Source organism: Pectobacterium versatile (assembly GCF_020166435.1).
GTDB classification, from domain to species: domain Bacteria; phylum Pseudomonadota; class Gammaproteobacteria; order Enterobacterales; family Enterobacteriaceae; genus Pectobacterium; species Pectobacterium versatile.
Map to the genome: position 1 here is coordinate 287,154 of NZ_JAINZP010000002.1, position 18,633 is coordinate 305,786.

Consider the following 18,633-nt stretch of genomic DNA (forward strand, 5'->3'; position numbering starts at 1 on the left):
TAAAGCTTGTGCTATCCCACCATTTTTCGACCCACTTTGTTTGACCCTATATTCTTCCTCACTGTACACTTTCAGCTCGATAGCATAGATGACCAGATATACAATTTCACTGCGAGTCGGTATTTTGGCCTTGATGTTAACACTTTTTACCCACTTGCTACCGAGACAGTTCGGTACCTGATGTTTTACTCCAGTCCGACTTTCAGCAGTTTACCATTGTCGTGATCGGTCAACAAATAGAGATAGCCGTCCGGCCCCAACCTTACGTCACGGATGCGTTCACCGCGGTCGCCTAGCAAGCGCTCTTGGGACGTGACCTTGTCACCATCAAGCGTCAGGCGAATCAGGTTCTTCTCTGCCAGCGCGCCGATGAAGACCGAATTTTTCCACTGCGGGAAACGATCGCTGTTATAGAACGCCATTCCGCTAATTCCTGGTGATTTTTCCCAGTAAAAATCAGGATTCACCATCCCCGCGATCTCTTTTCCTTTCGCTTCTGGAATTTTCAGCCCAGAATAGTTAATCCCATGCGTGGCAATCGGCCAGCCGTAATTTCCCCCTGCTTTAGGGATGTTGATTTCATCGCCGCCTTTCGGGCCATGCTCGTTTTCCCACAGCACACCAGACCACGGATTAATCGCCAATCCCTGTGGGTTGCGGTGGCCGTAAGACCAGATTTCCGGTCGCGCGTTAGGCGTATTCACAAACGGGTTATCGGACGGCACTTTACCCTCCGCAGTCAGGCGAACAATTTTGCCCTGTAATTTATCCAGATCTTGTGCAGTCGGGCGTTCGTTGTTTTCGCCCAGTGCAATAAACAGATGCCCTTGTCGATCAAAGGCCAGCTTGCCGCCGAAATGGTTACCCGTTGACAGTTTCGGTTCCTGACGGAAGAAGACCGTGAAACTCTCTAACCGTTTATTATCTTCAGAGAGCTTACCGTAGCCGACAGCGGTTCCCGCTTTACCCTCGCTCCCCTCTTCAGCGAAGCTCAGATAGATGCGCCGATTCTGTGCAAAATCCGGCGATAGCGCGACTTCCAGCAATCCGCCCTGTGATTTAGCGAAGACTTTCGGTACACCGGCTATCGGCGCAGACAGCGCACTACCCGCTTTCCATAAGCGTAAATTCCCGGCGCGTTCCGTAATCAGAATCCCCTGTTCTTCCGGCAAAAACGCTAATGACCACGGATGATCCAGCTTATCCTGCAATTCCGTCACCTTCGGTTCCGCCGCCAAGATCTGGCTGGAAAACAGCAACGTTGCGCTAAGCAGCAACCAATGCGGTGCAGCAGAAAATCGTCGTAACACGGTGTGTGAAGCAGAATCGCGAGGCATCAGGCGATAGGGCATAGCGTTGTCTCCATCCAACAAAAGTCCTGTAAATTTAGGCGGCAGGCGATGTTTGTGCAAAAAAACGGGGCAAGGTTTACATTTATTGAAGAAATTCAGCCGTTAAAAGCACCATCGCCGCAGTGATAAAATGCTGAGTTTTACACCACTGACTATAAGGATAATCAACTATGGTGTAGAATCCTCCGGTTTTTATTTTCTGTTTATTTTGTGAGCGAATAATATGCAACAACCACGTATCGGCTTTGTTTCCCTCGGTTGCCCGAAAAACCTCGTCGACTCCGAGAGGATTCTGACCGAACTGCGTACTGAAGGTTATCAGGTCGTCCCACGTTATGACGACGCTGAGCTGGTGATCGTCAATACCTGTGGTTTTATTGACAGCGCCGTACAAGAGTCACTGGAAGCCATCGGCGAAGCGCTGAATGAAAACGGTAAAGTCATCGTAACGGGCTGTCTGGGTGCCAAAGAAAACCAAATACGCGAAGTGCATCCAAAAGTTCTGGAAATTACCGGCCCGCACAGCTACGAGCAGGTGCTGTCACACGTCCATCAATATGTCCCTAAACCGGCGCACAACCCGTTTACCAGTCTGGTTCCCGAGCAAGGTGTGAAACTCACGCCGCGCCATTATGCTTATCTGAAAATTTCAGAAGGCTGTAACCACCGCTGTACGTTCTGCATCATCCCTTCTATGCGTGGCGATTTGGACAGCCGTCCAATCGGCTCGGTGTTGGATGAAGCAAAACGTCTGGTTGATGCTGGGGTAAAAGAGCTGCTGGTGATTTCTCAGGATACCTCAGCGTACGGTGCGGATGTGAAGCAGCGTATGGGATTCTGGAATGGTCAACCGGTCAAAACCAGTATGGCCAGCCTGTGTGAGCAACTGGCGTCGCTGGGCGTGTGGGTACGCCTGCACTATGTCTACCCTTACCCACATGTAGACGATGTCATTCCATTAATGGCGGAAGGCAAAATCCTGCCTTATCTGGACATCCCGCTCCAGCACGCCAGCCCGAAAATTCTCAAGCTGATGAAGCGTCCGGGTGCGGTAGAAAGAACGCTGGAGCGCATTAAGCGCTGGCGTGAAATCTGCCCGGACTTAACGCTGCGTTCTACCTTTATTGTCGGCTTCCCTGGCGAAACGGAAGAAGACTTCCAGATGCTGCTCGACTTCCTGAAAGAAGCCAAGCTTGACCGCGTAGGCTGCTTTAAATTCAGTCCGGTCGAAGGCGCAGCGGCAAATGAATTGCCAGATCAGGTGCCGGAAGAGGTCAAAGAAGAGCGTTTCCACCGCTTCATGCAGCTTCAGCAGGCGATTTCCACCCAGCGTTTGCAGGATAAAATTGGCCGTGAAGTGCTGGTGCTGATCGATGAAATCGACGAAGAAGGCGCGATTGGCCGCAGCATGGCTGACGCCCCTGAAATTGACGGCGCAGTTTACCTGAACGGCGAAACCGGCGTGAAAGTCGGTGACATCGTCAAGGTGAAGGTCGAACACGCAGACGAGTACGATCTGTGGGGTAGCCGCGTTTAATACGCTTATCACGCCAGCTCTTCCGCCCGAAAAGCTGGCGTTTTATTTTTACACCATCTCGCCCCGAACGCTGAAAATTCAATCAATAAACCGCCCATTCCTCGCCTGCGTCTTGCGTCACCCTGTCAGGTAAAGTAGCCTTGAGGCATGATTAGTCTACTCGCCTTACCTGAGGCATAAGCATGTGGAAACGCCTGACATTCGGTTTGTTAGCCCTCATTGGCGTGCTGCTGCTCTCTGCTTTTGCCCTCGATCGTTGGATCAGTTGGAAAACCGCGCCATTTATTTACGATGAGCTTCAGACCTTGCCGAAACGTCAGGTCGGCGTCGTACTGGGAACGGCAAAGTACTACCGTACCGGCGTGATCAACCAGTATTACCTGTTCCGTATGCAAGGGACGATTAACGCTTATAACAGCGGTAAAGTCAGCTATCTGCTATTAAGCGGTGATAACGCGCTACAAAGTTACAATGAACCGATGACGATGCGTCGTGATTTGATCGCCGCAGGCGTTCCGCCTTCGGATATCGTGCTGGACTATGCAGGGTTCCGCACGCTGGATTCCATCGTCAGAACGCGCAAGGTGTTTGATACCAACGATTTCACCATCATCACCCAGCGTTTTCACTGCGAACGGGCGCTCTTCATCGCGCTGCATCTCGGTATTCAGGCACAGTGTTACGCCGTGCCTTCCCCGAAAAATATGATGACGGTGCGGGTTCGTGAATTTGGCGCTCGTCTGGGCGCGCTGTTCGACCTGTATATCCTTAAACGCGAGCCGCGCTTTTTAGGGCCACAGGTGCCGATTCCTGCCGAGCATACCATTCCAGAAGATGCTCCGGATTATCCTGCTGTCCTGCCGGAACAGGTGCTTCCCGCGCCAGCGCAGCAGGTTAAACCGGAGCAACTGGCAAAACCCGAGCCCGAATCTGAACCTCACCACGAGCAGGCCGCACCGTAACGTCTTTCTCTACGCCGTTTTCCCTATCGCATTGGTGAGTTTGCGCCATAGCCATTCGAGCGGCCCCTGACGAAAAGAGCGCAGCCAGTAGTGAGAAAAGACCAGATTGACGATCCAAATAGCGGGAACCAGTGCCAGCAGTTGCAGGCGGCTGAACGCCATAAACAGGCCAAGCTGATTAAACAACACCACACAAATCAGCGTTTGCAGCAAATAGTTGGTTAACGCCATGCGCCCGACATCCGTAATCCAATACGTGATGCGCCATTGGCACAGCATGGCCCAAAAGCCGTAGCACAGCGCCAGATACCCTATCGCCTGCAAAGGTGAACTCAATTCACGCGGAATCTGCAATAACAGCCCGCTCCAGCGATATTCCCAACCCACCAGCCACTGACCCACCACGCCAATACTGTTAATTGCCACACCGAGCGGAATCAGCCACAGCGCAACCTTACGATAATGTGCCGTACTAAACTCACCTTTCAGCCAGCCGCTGCGCATCAACCCTGCACCTAGCAGCATCGACCCTGCCAGCAGCCAGCCGTACTGCACGCCCAGCGATAACAGACTTTCAATGAGCAGATCGACACGGTTCCCCCACGCTTCCGGGCCACCTAACGCCCGCCAGTAGGCTTCATAAGTGATATCTGCCATGTCTGGTAGCCAGAAGTGCCCCGGCTGCAAACTCAGAATCTGGCTCAGTACAAACAGCACACCAATCCCCACCAGATAGAGGATTGCCCCCATTCGCATTAACAATCGGCTGCTCTCCGCGTGACGAATCATGCCGTAACACACCAGTCCAATCAGCGCATAGTCGAGCAAAATGTCCCCATCCCACAGGAAAATGGCATGAATCACCCCGATAATCATCAGCCAGAACAGGCGTGCGTGTACCCAGTGTTTCCCGCGTGACAGCAGCAGCTGTAGTCCCGCACCAAAAAGAAGGGAGAAAAGCGTCAGAAATTTCGCCTGCGCAACCAGATCCATCGCTGCCCATGTTAAAGCATCAGATAATGTGGTTTGTCCCTGCCAGGCCGGGTTCAGGTATGCCGCATGCGGTAAGCCAAACGCCATAATATTCAGCAGTAAAATACCCAAAATAGCGATGCCGCGCGCGAAGTCCAGCGCCACGATCCGCGAGGATGGTGAATGAGGTGACGGTATAGTGTGAGAAGGCATACAAATTACATTTTCAAATCATCGAAGTCGCGATTGTATGCACAGATGGGAGAAAAGCGAAGAGGCTTGCTGATTTGGCGATGACCGATTTGACGATGACGAAGTGTATTTTCTTCATCATCGCCAATAAGAGATAGCTTAATTATGGTGGCGTACCGCGCGCAAGAATTCCTGACGCGTGTTCTGGCTGGATTTAAACAGCCCGCCTAACGATGTCGTAGTCGTGGCGCTGGTCGCATCACGAATGCCGCGCGCCTTCACGCAGTAGTGCACCGCATCAATCGAGACCGCGACATTGTTTGTTCCCAACAACGTTTGCAGCGCGACCAAAATCTGCTGAGTTAAGCGCTCCTGCACCTGAGGGCGCTGAGAGAAAAACTGGACGATTCGGTTGAGCTTCGACAAGCCGATAACGCCCTCTTTCGGAATATACGCCACAGTGGCTTTCCCATCGATCGTCACGAAGTGGTGCTCGCAGGTGCTGGTCAGGGTGATGTCCCGCACGGTAACCATTTCATCAACCTTCATTTTGTTTTCAATGATGGTGATTTTGGGGAAGTTGGCGTAGTCCAAACCGGAGAATATTTCATCAACGTACATTTTGGCGATACGAGTCGGTGTTTCAGCCAAGCTGTCATCGCCCAGATCGAGACTCAGCAAATTCATAATTTCCGTCATGTGCTCGGCAATACGTTGCTTACGCGTATCTCGATCCAGCAACGCCCCGCGCAGCGGCGTTTCTAGACCGCGTGCCAGCAGCGCTTCATGCACCATAACGGCTTCTTTACTTAGTGATGACATTATTATTCTCCTGCAGGTGTCACTATATCTATCGCACTGTCATGGCCTTGGTCAGACCCTAGCGCCGTCAACACTCTAGTTGAGAGAGTCACGATTATCCAGCGATTGTATGTCATGATTGTTGAAATAGATTCAAGTTATCAGGTGCAGCAGCTGTGCCTGTGTGCGGTCACAGAGCGAATAGAAAAGTCGATATTCAGTAATAAATATTCAGCGATAAACAAAAAAGCACTGAGAAAACAGCCCCAGTGCTTTTAACGATAAATCACCCGATTTTTACGGCCATCTCTATTCCGACGCCGCTTGTCATGAAATTATCAGAAGGTTTCCCAGTTGTCGTTAGCATTGCCCTTCTTACCGCCAGCGGCCGCTAATAGCATCGGCTTTTGCGTTGCTGGCGCTTTCTCCGCCAGACGCTGCTGAGGACGACGAAGTGCCTCTGAACCCGACAGTTGGAACACCGATACCGCTTCAGTTAACTGACGAGCCTGATCTTCCAGCGATGCGGCAGCAGCGGCAGATTCCTGTACCAGTGCGGAGTTCTGCTGTGTGACACCATCCATTTCGGTCACGGCCTGACCAATCTGGGTAATACCGCGGCTCTGTTCATCCGATGCCGATGCGATTTCGCCCATTAGATCGTTCACACGAGTAATGGCAGAAATGATGGAATCCATCGCTTCGCCGGTTTGTGTGACCTGATTTGACCCCATGTTGACGCGGGTAACCGATTCGGTGATCAGACTTTCAATTTCTTTCGCCGCCTGAGCACTGCGCTGTGCCAGATTACGAACTTCACCCGCGACGACCGCAAAGCCACGGCCTTGCTCACCGGCTCTGGCGGCTTCGACTGCCGCATTCAGTGCCAGAATGTTGGTCTGGAAAGCAATACCGTTGATCACGCTGGTGATGTCGGCAATTTTCTTCGAACTGGTCGTAATACTCGCCATTGTTGCCATCACATCTGCCGTGACGTCGCCGCCTTTCTTCGCCGCAACGGAGGCTTCCTGCGCCAGTTTAGTGGCTTGATGGACGTTATCGGCATTCTGTTTCACCGTCGCGCTCAACTCTTCCATGCTAGCGGCTGTCTGCTCTAGGGCGGCAGCCTGCTGCTCGGTGCGCGCAGACAGATCGTTATTACCGCTTCTGATTTCACTTGAACCTTGATGAATCGATGCCGAACTGTCACGAATGATGGAAACGGTATTCACCAGGCTCCCCTGAACCTCTTTCAGGTAAGGAATCAACTGTCCAGCACAGTTGCGGCCAAACTCTTCAAGCGGGTGACCAAGCTGCCCAGCAGCCAGCACTTGAAAATACCCTTTGATCATATTCAACGGCTTGACCAGATAGTGGACCAGGTAGCGATCCGTCAATAGTAGGATAAGCAACCCAAGAACCGCCGCCCCCAGCAGGATATAATTACTCCAGTCAACCAGACTGTAGACCTCATTCATTGATATCTCTGATGACGAGAAGATCGCAGTCTGGTATTTCTCCATACTACTGCCAAACGCTACGCTCAGTGGCGGGTACGTTTTACGGAAAAGCTGACGGAATTCTTCATGACGATTATCACGCGCGGCACTCAGCATCGGCGTTAACCCATTATCCAGAAGTTGGGTCCACGTCGCGATCATATTGTCTGCCGTTTCTTTATCGACACCGATATGCCCAACGGCTTTAAACGCGGCCAGTTGTTCTGACGTATTTTTAAACGCCGCTGTCGCAGACGTGAATACTTTTTCTGCTTCCGCAGTTTCACCGGTTTGCTGGAAATCCATAGAACGTAACAAGCGAGTAACCGTACGAAAATACTGGTCATTGCCTTTCACCAGCATCTCTACGTTTTTACGCTGAGTTTCGCCGGACTCCAATAGTGTAGTCATGCTGCTTAGTGAGGTAGTGGTAAAGAAAGACGCCCCCCCCCATACAGCCAGAAACAGACCCAATATTGTTAAAAGCATTGCCCTGATGGTGATATTTTTTAAAAAATTCACAGAAGACTCCTATAAATTATCTGGCGATTTTCCTCTGCGCTTTCTGCAAGATAGCCGCACATTTTTAATTGGAAATACGCCGGGTGTTACGTCATTTAATGAAGAGCAGAGGCTCTCATTAGTTAGAGTTATTTTCCTTTAATGACCAAAAGATACACTTCCTTACAATAACGATAAGATATTCCTACCATACATTAACATTATCGGCACTTTAGGCGGGCACTTTACGCCGTTACATCAACAAATGCGATAAAAATGAAGAATTGCGATAGTTTTTGGCTATTGCTCTGATACAACAATTTACATGTACATTTAACTGTTTATTTTAATTATCTATTTATTTTTACGCCTTCGCTATTGCGTCAGGGAAAATACGGATTTATTTTTCTGTGATTATTCTTATTTTTTTCATTCTGCCCTATTCATTAGAAAATATGTCCTATTCACAGCAATAGTTGATTGTGATGCTATTAATTCCGGCCGCGATCATTTTATCGCTTTTTTCTCTTTTTCCGTTCGAATATTAATCCTGATGATAATTACGCCCGTCATTTTCATCATTCCGAGCACATCTCATCGCGCTGGGTTTATGTTGCGTTCACGTTAGTGTGGCGTAAGCCAGTTGCGAAATGCGCAGCTTGCCGCTACACTTCACAAAAAATGAATAATCGAACACCAGTTCATTACGAAAAGAGAAAAATATGGATTTGACCCAGCTCCGCATGTTCTGTCTCGTCGCCGAAACGGGCTCCGTCGCGCGCGCCGCAGAGCAGCTTCATCGGGTACCCTCCAATCTGACCACGCGGTTGCGCCAGTTGGAACTGGAACTGGGCACCGATCTGTTCATCCGTGAGAAACAGCGCCTGCGCCTGTCCCCTATTGGGCACAATTTCTTATGTTATGCGCAGCGCATTCTGGCACTTAGCGAAGAAGCGATCAGCATGACGCGCACGGGTGAACCCGCCGGTAATTTCGCGCTCGGTTCGATGGAAAGCACCGCAGCAACCCGTTTGCCTACGCTATTGGCAGCTTATCATCAGCGTTACCCCAACGTTTCGCTGTCCCTGAATACTGGTACATCAGGGGAAATCATTGAACGCGTGCGGGCGGGAACGCTGGCAGCCGCGTTAGTGGACGGCCCCGTTGTTTACGATGAGCTGAATGGGTGTTCGTGTTTTGCTGAACGGTTAGTGCTGATATCTGACCCTGCACACGCCCCGATTACCCATGCACGGGATGCCAGCAATGATACCCTGTTTGCTTTCCGCCCCAGCTGTTCTTATAGAAAGCGCCTTGAGAACTGGTTCCGGCAGGATGGCGTCGTACCCAGTACCATCATGGAAATCCACTCATACCATGCCATGCTTGCCTGTGTCGCCAGCGGCGCCGGGCTGGCCATGCTCCCGTATGCCGTCCTCGAATCACTGCCCGCAGGCACGCGTGTTCAGGTACATGAATTACCGTCCGATATCGCCGCCGCGTCCACCTGGCTCGTCTGGCGACGCGATGCCTTCGGCCCTAATGTCGAGGCGCTTAAAAAGCTCATTATTGAACAGTGCAGCATTATTGAACCACCCGATCAGTCGGAATGAGCCCATTATTTTCCATGAACGACCCTTTTCAAGAGAGGACGACACAGCGATCAATGCCACGTCCTGTCATTCAATTTACTACCCATAACGGAATGCCATTAGGAGTCACCACCATGCAAATGATTAAAACCCGCGCCGCCATCGCTTGGGGTCCAAACCAGCCACTGTCGGTTGAAGAAGTGGATCTGATGCCACCGCAGAAAGGTGAAGTGTTGGTGCGCATCGTCGCAACCGGCGTATGCCACACGGATGCCTATACGCTGTCTGGCAAAGATCCTGAAGGCGTGTTCCCAGCGATTCTTGGCCATGAAGGCGGCGGGATTGTGGAAGCAATTGGGGAAGGCGTAACCAGCGTTGCCGTCGGCGATCACGTTATTCCGCTTTACACCCCAGAATGTGGCGAATGTAAATTCTGTCGCTCTGGCAAAACCAACCTGTGTCAGGCTATTCGCTCCACGCAGGGCAAAGGCCTGATGCCGGACGGCACCACTCGCTTCTCTAAAAACGGCCAGCCGATTTTCCATTACATGGGCACATCCACCTTCGCAGAGCACACCGTCGTGCCTGAAATTTCGCTGGCGAAAGTGAATAAAGAAGCGCCGCTGGAAGAGGTCTGCCTATTGGGCTGTGGCGTCACCACCGGGATGGGTGCCGTGCTGAATACCGCAAAAGTGAAAGCGGGCGATACGGTTGCGATTTTCGGCCTCGGCGGCATTGGTTTGTCAGCGATTATCGGTGCACAAATGGCAGGTGCCGGACGCATCATCGGTATCGATCTCAACACCAGCAAATTCGACCTGGCACGTAAACTGGGTGCGACCGATCTGATCAACCCGAAAGATTACGATAAGCCGATTCAGGACGTCATCGTTGAATTGACCGATGGCGGCGTGGACTTTTCCTTCGAGTGTATCGGTAACGTCAATGTCATGCGTTCCGCGCTAGAGTGCTGTCATAAAGGCTGGGGTGAATCCATCATTATCGGTGTGGCAGGCGCTGGCGAAGAAATCGCAACCCGTCCGTTCCAACTGGTCACTGGTCGCGTATGGCGCGGTTCTGCCTTCGGCGGCGTGAAAGGCCGTAGCGAGCTGCCAGGTATTGTCGATCGTTACCTGAAAGGCGAATTCCCGCTGAATGACTTCATCACCCACACCATGGGACTGGACGACATCAACACGGCATTCGATTTAATGCATGAAGGCAAATCGATTCGCTCAGTGATTCATTTCGGTTAATTGCACCACTGTCAGGAACAGAATAAAGGAGGCTGTACAGCGATGAATTCATCACTGGAACTGCTGGAAGAACACCGTATGTTTGGCGGCTGGCAACAGCGCTACCGCCATGTGTCAGAAACGCTGAACACCACCATGACGTTCAGCATTTATCTGCCACCGACACAGGATGACACGCCGCCGCCCGTGCTTTACTGGCTGTCTGGGTTAACCTGCAATGACGAAAATTTTACGACGAAAGCCGGTGCGCAGCGCGTTGCCTCCGAGCTAGGTCTGGTGCTGGTCATGCCGGACACCAGCCCGCGCGGCGATGGCGTAGCAGACGATGCAGGGTACGATCTGGGTCAGGGTGCGGGATTCTACGTGAATGCCACGCAGGCACCTTGGGCGGCACACTACCGGATGTATGACTATATCAGCAGCGAATTACCCGCGCTGATCCAGCAACATTTTAACGTGAATAGCCGTCAGTCCATCAGTGGGCATTCAATGGGCGGGCACGGCGCACTGATGCTGGCGCTACGCAACCCAGACCAATTCCTGTCTGCGTCGGCGTTCGCACCGATCACTAACCCCAGTCAGGTTCCGTGGGGGCGCAAGGCGCTTACCGCCTACCTCGGCGAGGATGAAACACAGTGGTTGCAGTATGACAGCTGCCATTTGCTGGCGAATAGCCAGAAGAAGCTGCCCATGCTGGTCGATCAGGGCGATTGCGATCAGTTCCTCCCCGATCAGCTGCAACCGGCGAAACTGGAAGCGTTGGCAAGCCAGTATGACTGGCCGCTGACGCTGCGGACACAGTCCGGCTATGACCACAGCTATTCCTTCATTGCTAGCTTCATCGAAGATCACCTGCGCTTCCACGCCCACTATTTGTACGCATAAATAGTTGTATGCATAATCGCGATACGAATAATGGGCTATGCTCATCTAGCTGATAACCGCACTCGGGGGATATCTCCCGAGTGCGGTTATCACTTCCCTGTTACAGCAAATCTCAGTAAAACAATCACACACCTGCACCGTACTGAATAACGGAACCAAGACAAATAAAAAGGAAATCTTGATGATATACGTTCATCACCTCGAAAAATCTCGCTCAACCCGCGCGACCTGGCTACTGGAAGAACTGGGCGTTGACTATGAAATCATTCGCTACGCCCGTGACCCAAAAACGTTTAGCGCCCCTGCGTCGCTCAAGCAGATTCACCCGCTAGGGAAATCGCCGGTGATTACCGATGGCGAGCTGACGATTGCCGAATCCGGAGCCATTGTGGAATACCTGATTGAGACTTACGGCAACGGTAGGCTCCGTCCACAGAGCGGGCAAGCCCTGCTGGATTATCGCTTCTGGCTGCATTTTGCCGAAGGTTCCCTCATGCCGCTGCTGGTGATGCGTTTAGTATTGGCGAAGACAGAGTCCGCACCGATGCCGTTTTTCATCCGCCCTGTCGCGCGCAAAATTGTACAACGTATCGAGCAGGCCTTTATTGTGCCGCGGCTGACGACACAACTTCAGTTCATCGAACAGCATTTAACTAAACAAGATTGGTTTGCGGGAGAGTCGCTCAGCGGTGCCGATATACAAATGGCTGTGCCGCTGATTTTGGCGAAAGCGCGTCTGGACCTCAGCCACTACCCGCATATTCAGCAATACATTGCACGGGCAGAAAGTCAGCCGAGTTATCAACAGGCTCTCACACAGGACTAAGGGGCTCAGAGCATCCTTCAACGTCAGTAGACTGTCGAGGATGTATGACAAAACCGCTTGATAAGCGACAGAGCAGGAATTCTGTGAGCGTTTACTGATTATTCATGATCGAATAAAGATATGCTGCTGTTTAACCCCGATATATTTCGAACCATAACACGATATGGGTAGAAAACTCGAAAAGTGGTATATCGTCAGGATGCGGTATTGATACGTTGGGAGTGATTAATTTTGCAGAGAAAACGAGTTTCATCAACAGAGTTGTTTTCCGTCGGATACGATGCAGAAAAAAGTCAGTTAGAAATCGAGTTGCTGAACGGGAGCATCTATCTCTACAGCGGCGTAGCACGCATGATTTATGAAGAGCTGATGGCAAGCAAGACGAAGTACCGTTACTACGCCAGCTTTATCAAAAATTCATTCCCCTACGAGAAAACGCAGTAGTCCTTAAAGATAAAAAACCGTGTTTAGGGCGGAGAATACTCTCCGCTCTTCTCTTTCCATTCGTTTATTTCTCGGTAGACTCAACGGCGTTAAACGCCGCCAGCAAGACCTCTTCATTGAGTGTCAGCGGCAGATAATGAATAGATTCTCCCGCCTGCAAGGTGCGAGCAATCACGGCCTGAAGCGCAGCGCGATCGTGAATATCCACATCCAACTCAGCCAGCGATGTAGGTAAACCAAACGCCTTGAACGCCGCTTTCAACTGGATCAATGTGTCGTTGTCACCCAGTAAGGCACTTTGCACCAGAATGCCATAAGCCACTTTGGTGCCGTGCAGGAAGCGTTCGGTTTGCGGCAACACCGTTAAACCGTTATGAACCGTATGCGCCGCGGCCACGCGGGTATAGCGCTCACCCAACCCGCCAACCATGCCACCGCCAGCAATGATCGCATCCACCACATCCAGAAAATCCTGCGTCAATTCACCACGCTCGACAGCTTCCAGCGCAGCGGCACTTTGTTGCAGCAATACGTTGCGGATATCCAGCGCGGCCTGTAAGCCCAGACGAACAGAAAGCGGCAGCGTTTCTGGCTGTGGGCTGAGAACGACAGCTTCATACCACTTCGCCAGCGTATCACCGACGCCAGCCAGCAGATATTCCACCGGTGCCGCCAAAATAATCCGTGGTTCCACCAGCACCAGATGGTTAGCATCAGTGAAAATCTCGAAACGCAACGCCTGCCCGGCATCGTTATACCACACGGACAGCGGCGTCCAGGCCGCACAGGTCGCTGCAATAGTCGGAATCGCCACCAGCGGCACGCCAATATGACGCGCGGCGACCTTCGCGGTATCCAACACCGCTCCGCCGCCGACGCCAATGACAACCTGGCACTCATCACCCGCTTGCGCCACCAGTTTTGCAACTTCTCCTTCGCTACAATGCGCGCCAAACTGAACGCGGCGGGCTGAAGGTGCATCAAATTCTGCCGGTAAATACGGTCGCGCCGCAGCAATTGCCCGCTCGCCGTAGATCCACAGCGCGTTTTTCAGCACGTCCGGTGGATAAAATTCCAGCAGCTTATCGATAGCGCCAGAGAAAGAGAAATAGTTGGCAGGGCCAACCTGTACGCGGACTGTCGTTGTATGCATGTTTGAATCTTCCTCGCCGCGCCCTCTCTTGAACACGGCTCTTATACTATGTTTGTCTGATAGATGAATCTGCTGCGCTACCCTATTGATAAACCCATCTTATTCACTTGCCGGCACCAGCTTAAGAACTTTTTTATTTAATTTATGCCTTTTCGTTCATAGCCAATAACTCTCAAACACTTGAAGCTGTATTAAATTCTCTGGGATATGTGCTACCTTTCTTTTCCGTTATTTCATGACCTTGACCGCCAAGAGCGTTACCGACCATGATTCCTACCTCCCAAAGCCGACTGGAAATGCACAACATTTCCATCTCCTTTTCTGGTTTCCACGCCCTCAAGCAGGTTAATTTCACACTGGAAGGTGGTTCGATTCATGCCCTGACTGGCGCAAACGGCGCGGGTAAATCCACGCTCATGACGATCTTATCAGGCGCTTACGATCACTATCAGGGCGATATTCTGATTAATGGTAAGCAGGTCGACGTTCATTCACCGCGTGATGCCAAGCGATACGGCATTCATCTGGTGCAACAGGAAGTCGATGTCGCGCTGGTTCCTACGCTGTCCGTGGCGGAAAACATTATGTTGGATACGCTGGCGCAGGACGGACATCTGCTGAGTTGGCCGCAGATCTATCGTCAGGCGCAGGCGCTACTTGATCAGCTTGGCGTTCACCTCAATGTTCGCCAACGGCTAGATACCTGCTCGCTCGCGGAGAAACAGCAAATTCTGCTCGCCCGCGCGTTATCCCACGAATGTCGCTTCCTGATTTTAGATGAACCCACCGCCCCGTTGGATCAGGCCGAAAGCGCGCGCCTCTTTGAGGTGGTACGCCGTTTACAGGCTGATGGCATCGGGATCGTGTTTATTTCCCACCGTATTCATGAGCTGAGCGAAATCTGCGATACGTTGACCGTTCTGCGTGACGGCGAGTTTGTCAGCAGCGGTGCGATGCAGGGGCTCAGCGGCGAAGAGATTGTAGAGAGAATGCTGGGGCATCGGCTCGACGATATCTTCCCGCCACGCCGAACAACCCCTTCCGCAGAAACGCTGCTTCAGGTCACCGGTTTACACGACGAAACGCTGCTGCACAATATTTCTCTCACGCTGCGCAAAGGGGAAATCCTGGGCATTGCCGGGCTGGCTGGCGCGGGGAAAACCGAGCTGTGTAAAGCGCTGTTCGGCGCAGAGCCCTGCCAGATCGCACAGGGTGAATACCGTGGTAAACCCTGGCGGCCGCATTCACCGCACCAGTCCGTCGAACAGGGTCTGGCGCTGGTTCCTGAAGAGCGGCGCAAAGAAGGCATTTTTATTGATGAATCCGTCACCATGAATCTCAGTATCACCGCCACCGATAGCTTTTCACGCTGGGGCCTGTTCAGCCGTCGCAAGGCTTTGGGCTGGGCAAAACAGATCGTTGAACGGCTGGCGGTTCGCACCACCGGTCCGGTGCAAAAGCTGGCGCGTCTGTCGGGCGGGAATCAGCAGAAAGTGGCTATCGGCAAGTGGCTACGCAGCGAAGCACAGGTTTTGATTTTTGACGAACCCACCAAAGGCGTTGATATCAAGGCCAAACAGGACTTGTTCACCCTGATTGACGGCCTCGCTCGTCAGGGTAAAGGCATTATTTATGCGTCGGGCGAGTTCTCTGAACTGGTCGGGCTCTGCGATCGCATCTGCGTGCTATGGGATGGCCGCATTGTCGCAGAGCTGAATGCCGCTGAGATTGACGAAGAAACCCTACTTTTATATTCAACTGGAGGAACTCCCGCGTGAGTCACCCACTTTCATCTAACGGGGCGCTCCCCTTCCGTCACCACGTTTTCGAGTTTCTCTATAAGTGGGGCATGCTGCTCACGGTTGTTGCGTTGATTGCTCTCTTTGGGCTGGCGTCGGACAACTTTCTCGACCCGTATAACATCATCAATATTCTGCGTTCTATCGCCATCGTTACGGTGATTGCCATTGGCGTCTCTATTTCGCTGTCAGTGGGCGGATTCGACCTTTCCGTAGGATCGACGGCCTCGTTAGCTAATGCGTTGGTTATCTCGCTTTTCGTCTGGCATGGATTTGGCACTACTGGCGCGATTGTCCTGACGCTGCTGCTATGTACGTTGGTCGGGCTATTCAACGCCTTCCTCATCGTCGTGCTGAAGATTCCCGATATGCTGGCGACGCTCGCCAGTTTGTTCGTCATTCAGGGCGTGGCGATGACCTACAGCTACGGCGGTTCCATCACGCAGAACATGGTGCTGCCGAGTGGCGAAATGGCGGAAGGCATCATTCCTGAATTCTTTGCCACGCTGGGCCAGGTGCCGGTTATTGTTGTCATCATGCTGGCTGTTACGGTACTGGTGCAGCTGTATCTGTCCCTCACCAAGCACGGCCGCCGGATGTATGCCATCGGCGGCAACCCAGAAGCCGCGCGGCTGGCGGGCATTCGCACGGCACGTTATCGGGTACAGGCGTACGTGTTTTCCTCACTGCTCGCGGCGTTAGGCGGTATCTTACTGGCATCACGCATCGGCTCTTCGCAGGTCAATGCCGGGGGCGGCTATTTGATGGATGCCGTTGCCGCGGCCTACATCGGTTTCTCGCTGGCGGGATCTGGCAAGCCGAACGCGCTGGGTACGCTGCTCGGTGCCGTTATTCTTGGTGTCTTGCAGAATGGGCTGGTGATGCTCTCCGTGCCTTATTACGCGATGGATATCATCAAAGGTCTGGTTCTGGCACTCGCGCTAGCCATGACGTATATCCAGAAACGCTAATAGCTATAGTTTTCAGTAACGTCTCACCTCCGCCCCGTCCAACTGATTCGGGGCGGATTTACAATACCGTCCATCTATACCCTAAATAATTCGAGTTTCAGGACAAACGTTAACGTTTGAACAACGCAGAGCTCGGGTGACAAATCTGCCGGGAGCAGATTTGAACGCTGCTTGCAGCGGCCCTTTAGGGCGAGGCCCACTATGGGCCGAGTATTTGAGCGCAGCCAACGCACATGCAACTTGAAGTATGACGGGTATATGCCTTTTCTCATTCATCGACGTCTTACTGCCGAAAAATATCACTGCATTCACTCTATTATTTACTTCCGTTATTATTAAGAAATAAATATTCCCTCACATAACCAAGAGGGCATTCGGAACAATCACAAATAATAATGTTTTCGCTTTAGGTCTGACATGCGCCGTGCTCATTCCCTGTCGATATAGCGAGAACGGAATAGATAATCGACCATGAAAGACTCAACCCGATGAAACATTCAATTTTGATAATCAATTAAAATTGATGAATATCATAATACCTCTGCCGGGCAATATTCCTTCATACCCGGCGAAATCAAATTACAGCTTATTTGTATCCATTCTGCTGAGCATACTCATCAATATTTTCAATCGTCTTTTCCATCAACAACTGCAACGATGAGGCGGAAGTCCAGGAGATATGCGGAGTAATCAGAAGATTAGGCAGGGTTTTCGCCGCAACCATTAATGGGTTGTCTTTTGCTGGCGGTTCCTGTGTCAGGCAGTCTAGCGCGGCACCGGCAATGGCGCGCTGCTGTAATGCCTCTGCCAGTGCGCGCTCATCAATCAACCCGCCTCTGGCGGTGTTAATAATAAACGCGGTGGGCTTACACAGGGCAAGCGTCTCTGCATTAATCAGATGCTGCGTGCTCTCATTCAGTGGGCAGTTGAGTGAAATCACATTCGCTAACCGCAGAACCTCTTCAAATGGCAGATACCCAGCGCGACACTGTGAGACACCTCTGCGCTCGGCAAAAATCACCTTCATCCCCAGCGCCTGCGCCAGCCGCGCGACTTCTCGCCCAATCGTCCCCGCGCCGATGATGCCCAGTGTAGCGCCTGCAATGTCCTTAACTGGATGATCAAAATAAGCAAATTGCGACTGGCTGGCCCAGCGGTCACTCAGTTGATCGCGATACCACGCCATCAGGCTGTGCTTTAGCGCAAAAATCATGGCAATCACGTGCTCGGATACGGCTTGCGTCGAGTAGCCCGGTACATTTTTGACCGTGATACCCAGTTCTTTAGCAGCAACAAGATCGATATTGTCAGTGCCTGTTGCCGTTACAGCAATCAACTTCAACGCAGGCAACGCAGCCAAGGTGTCTCGCGTTAATAGGGCTTTATTCGTGATGATAATGTGGGTGTCTTTTGCTCGGGCGATAACGTGATCAGGCGAGGTATAGTTATATTCAACCCATTCATGGTGGCACTGTGGACGCCTAAAACTCGTCTTTTTCAGGAAAATGGTTTCAGGCAGTGAGCCTTTATCCAAAAAGGTAATTTTTAACATCATCGTGCCCTGGTTGCTATTCATACACTGATTTCCGCTTGCAGATATCAAAGGCTCTGCGGTCGGCAATCACGACAGGTATTCTCATACAAAAATAATGAATTAAATTCTCTGTATGACACAAGACAACGAACGTATTAATAACGTTACACTTCCTGCCTCATTGGAAATCCATCACTCCGTAACGTGAAGCGTAGTCAGCATTAAAGCAATTAACAATACCTAATATAATGAATTTCATTCATCGACATTGTTAGCCACGATATTCAGAAATATCACAAAAACAATATGGCTGAATGACTAATTCATTTTTACCAAGGTTTTTAATCACGAAGCAGC

At 51.6% G+C, this 18,633-nt stretch carries 15 protein-coding genes; 9 read left to right on the forward strand and 6 right to left on the reverse strand.

Annotated features, from left to right (window positions below):
* Positions 1 to 185: 185 nt before the first annotated feature.
* A complete protein-coding gene (locus K7X24_RS04100) occupies positions 186 to 1,352 on the reverse strand; it encodes a PQQ-dependent sugar dehydrogenase (RefSeq protein WP_224553144.1) in 1,167 nt (388 codons plus the stop codon).
* A gap of 223 nt (positions 1,353 to 1,575) precedes the next feature.
* Here K7X24_RS04100 and rimO point away from each other — a divergent pair, with 223 nt between their 5' ends.
* Both rimO and sanA read left to right on the forward strand, forming a co-directional pair.
* On the forward strand, positions 1,576 to 2,889 hold the full coding sequence (rimO, locus tag K7X24_RS04105; protein WP_224553145.1) for a 30S ribosomal protein S12 methylthiotransferase RimO: 1,314 nt from the start codon (positions 1,576 to 1,578) through the stop codon (positions 2,887 to 2,889).
* Between the two features lie 182 nt (positions 2,890 to 3,071).
* Positions 3,072 to 3,851 (forward strand): outer membrane permeability protein SanA, encoded by a 780-nt coding sequence (sanA, locus tag K7X24_RS04110; RefSeq protein ID WP_224553146.1) that lies wholly within the window; start codon positions 3,072 to 3,074, stop codon positions 3,849 to 3,851.
* Positions 3,852 to 3,860: 9 nt separating this feature from the next.
* Here the strand turns inward: sanA and yeiB are convergent, their stop codons facing one another.
* The 3 genes from yeiB to K7X24_RS04125 all read right to left on the reverse strand — a co-directional run bounded on the left by yeiB (position 3,861) and on the right by K7X24_RS04125 (position 7,837).
* A complete protein-coding gene (gene yeiB, locus K7X24_RS04115) occupies positions 3,861 to 5,036 on the reverse strand; it encodes a DUF418 domain-containing protein YeiB (RefSeq protein ID WP_224553147.1) in 1,176 nt (391 codons plus the stop codon).
* 138 nt (positions 5,037 to 5,174) lie between these two features.
* Positions 5,175 to 5,837 carry a GTP cyclohydrolase I FolE gene (gene folE / locus K7X24_RS04120; RefSeq protein WP_224553148.1) on the reverse strand — a complete coding sequence of 221 codons (663 nt, stop codon included), beginning with the start codon at positions 5,835 to 5,837 and terminating at the stop codon, positions 5,175 to 5,177.
* 317 nt (positions 5,838 to 6,154) lie between these two features.
* The gene (locus tag K7X24_RS04125) at positions 6,155 to 7,837 is read right to left on the reverse strand and encodes a methyl-accepting chemotaxis protein (RefSeq protein ID WP_224553149.1); all 1,683 of its coding nucleotides are present in this window, start codon (positions 7,835 to 7,837) and stop codon (positions 6,155 to 6,157) included.
* Positions 7,838 to 8,538: 701 nt separating this feature from the next.
* On the opposite strand from K7X24_RS04125, the gene ptrR reads away from it, so the two are divergent.
* The 5 genes from ptrR to K7X24_RS04150 all read left to right on the forward strand — a co-directional run bounded on the left by ptrR (position 8,539) and on the right by K7X24_RS04150 (position 12,819).
* Positions 8,539 to 9,429 (forward strand): putrescine utilization regulator PtrR, encoded by an 891-nt coding sequence (ptrR, locus tag K7X24_RS04130; protein ID WP_224553150.1) that lies wholly within the window; start codon positions 8,539 to 8,541, stop codon positions 9,427 to 9,429.
* 113 nt (positions 9,430 to 9,542) lie between these two features.
* Positions 9,543 to 10,664, forward strand: coding sequence for an S-(hydroxymethyl)glutathione dehydrogenase/class III alcohol dehydrogenase (locus K7X24_RS04135; protein WP_161529211.1), 1,122 nt, complete (start codon positions 9,543 to 9,545; stop codon positions 10,662 to 10,664).
* A 42-nt stretch (positions 10,665 to 10,706) separates the two neighbouring features.
* A complete protein-coding gene (fghA, locus tag K7X24_RS04140) occupies positions 10,707 to 11,549 on the forward strand; it encodes an S-formylglutathione hydrolase (protein WP_318013121.1) in 843 nt (280 codons plus the stop codon).
* A 181-nt stretch (positions 11,550 to 11,730) separates the two neighbouring features.
* Complete coding sequence (locus K7X24_RS04145) at positions 11,731 to 12,375, forward strand: glutathione S-transferase (protein WP_224553151.1); 645 nt, start codon at positions 11,731 to 11,733, stop codon at positions 12,373 to 12,375.
* 231 nt (positions 12,376 to 12,606) lie between these two features.
* Positions 12,607 to 12,819, forward strand: coding sequence for a KTSC domain-containing protein (locus tag K7X24_RS04150; RefSeq protein WP_224553153.1), 213 nt, complete (start codon positions 12,607 to 12,609; stop codon positions 12,817 to 12,819).
* Between the two features lie 64 nt (positions 12,820 to 12,883).
* Here the strand turns inward: K7X24_RS04150 and K7X24_RS04155 are convergent, their stop codons facing one another.
* On the reverse strand, positions 12,884 to 13,972 hold the full coding sequence (locus tag K7X24_RS04155; protein WP_224553155.1) for an oxidoreductase: 1,089 nt from the start codon (positions 13,970 to 13,972) through the stop codon (positions 12,884 to 12,886).
* Positions 13,973 to 14,238: 266 nt separating this feature from the next.
* On the opposite strand from K7X24_RS04155, the gene K7X24_RS04160 reads away from it, so the two are divergent.
* Together K7X24_RS04160 and K7X24_RS04165 are read left to right on the forward strand one after the other, a co-directional pair.
* Positions 14,239 to 15,750, forward strand: coding sequence for a sugar ABC transporter ATP-binding protein (locus tag K7X24_RS04160; protein WP_224553157.1), 1,512 nt, complete (start codon positions 14,239 to 14,241; stop codon positions 15,748 to 15,750).
* 71 nt (positions 15,751 to 15,821) lie between these two features.
* On the forward strand, positions 15,822 to 16,742 hold the full coding sequence (locus K7X24_RS04165) for an ABC transporter permease (RefSeq protein ID WP_224553354.1): 921 nt from the start codon (positions 15,822 to 15,824) through the stop codon (positions 16,740 to 16,742).
* Between the two features lie 586 nt (positions 16,743 to 17,328).
* Here K7X24_RS04165 and K7X24_RS04170 read toward each other — a convergent pair.
* The gene (locus tag K7X24_RS04170; RefSeq protein ID WP_224553160.1) at positions 17,329 to 18,318 is read right to left on the reverse strand and encodes a 2-hydroxyacid dehydrogenase; all 990 of its coding nucleotides are present in this window, start codon (positions 18,316 to 18,318) and stop codon (positions 17,329 to 17,331) included.
* Between the last annotated feature and the right edge of the window lie 315 nt (positions 18,319 to 18,633).

Coding starts and splice junctions, on each gene's coding strand:
- K7X24_RS04165 (WP_224553354.1), top strand. CDS start 15,822: ATGCTGCTCACGGTTGTTGCGTTGATTGCTCTCTTTGGGCTGGCGTCG.
- K7X24_RS04170 (WP_224553160.1), bottom strand. CDS start 18,318: ATGAATAGCAACCAGGGCACGATGATGTTAAAAATTACCTTTTTGGAT.
- K7X24_RS04135 (WP_161529211.1), top strand. CDS start 9,543: ATGCAAATGATTAAAACCCGCGCCGCCATCGCTTGGGGTCCAAACCAG.
- K7X24_RS04100 (WP_224553144.1), bottom strand. CDS start 1,352: ATGCCCTATCGCCTGATGCCTCGCGATTCTGCTTCACACACCGTGTTA.
- fghA (WP_318013121.1), top strand. CDS start 10,707: ATGAATTCATCACTGGAACTGCTGGAAGAACACCGTATGTTTGGCGGC.
- ptrR (WP_224553150.1), top strand. CDS start 8,539: ATGGATTTGACCCAGCTCCGCATGTTCTGTCTCGTCGCCGAAACGGGC.
- sanA (WP_224553146.1), top strand. CDS start 3,072: ATGTGGAAACGCCTGACATTCGGTTTGTTAGCCCTCATTGGCGTGCTG.
- yeiB (WP_224553147.1), bottom strand. CDS start 5,036: ATGCCTTCTCACACTATACCGTCACCTCATTCACCATCCTCGCGGATC.
- K7X24_RS04155 (WP_224553155.1), bottom strand. CDS start 13,972: ATGCATACAACGACAGTCCGCGTACAGGTTGGCCCTGCCAACTATTTC.
- folE (WP_224553148.1), bottom strand. CDS start 5,837: ATGTCATCACTAAGTAAAGAAGCCGTTATGGTGCATGAAGCGCTGCTG.
- rimO (WP_224553145.1), top strand. CDS start 1,576: ATGCAACAACCACGTATCGGCTTTGTTTCCCTCGGTTGCCCGAAAAAC.
- K7X24_RS04145 (WP_224553151.1), top strand. CDS start 11,731: ATGATATACGTTCATCACCTCGAAAAATCTCGCTCAACCCGCGCGACC.
- K7X24_RS04160 (WP_224553157.1), top strand. CDS start 14,239: ATGATTCCTACCTCCCAAAGCCGACTGGAAATGCACAACATTTCCATC.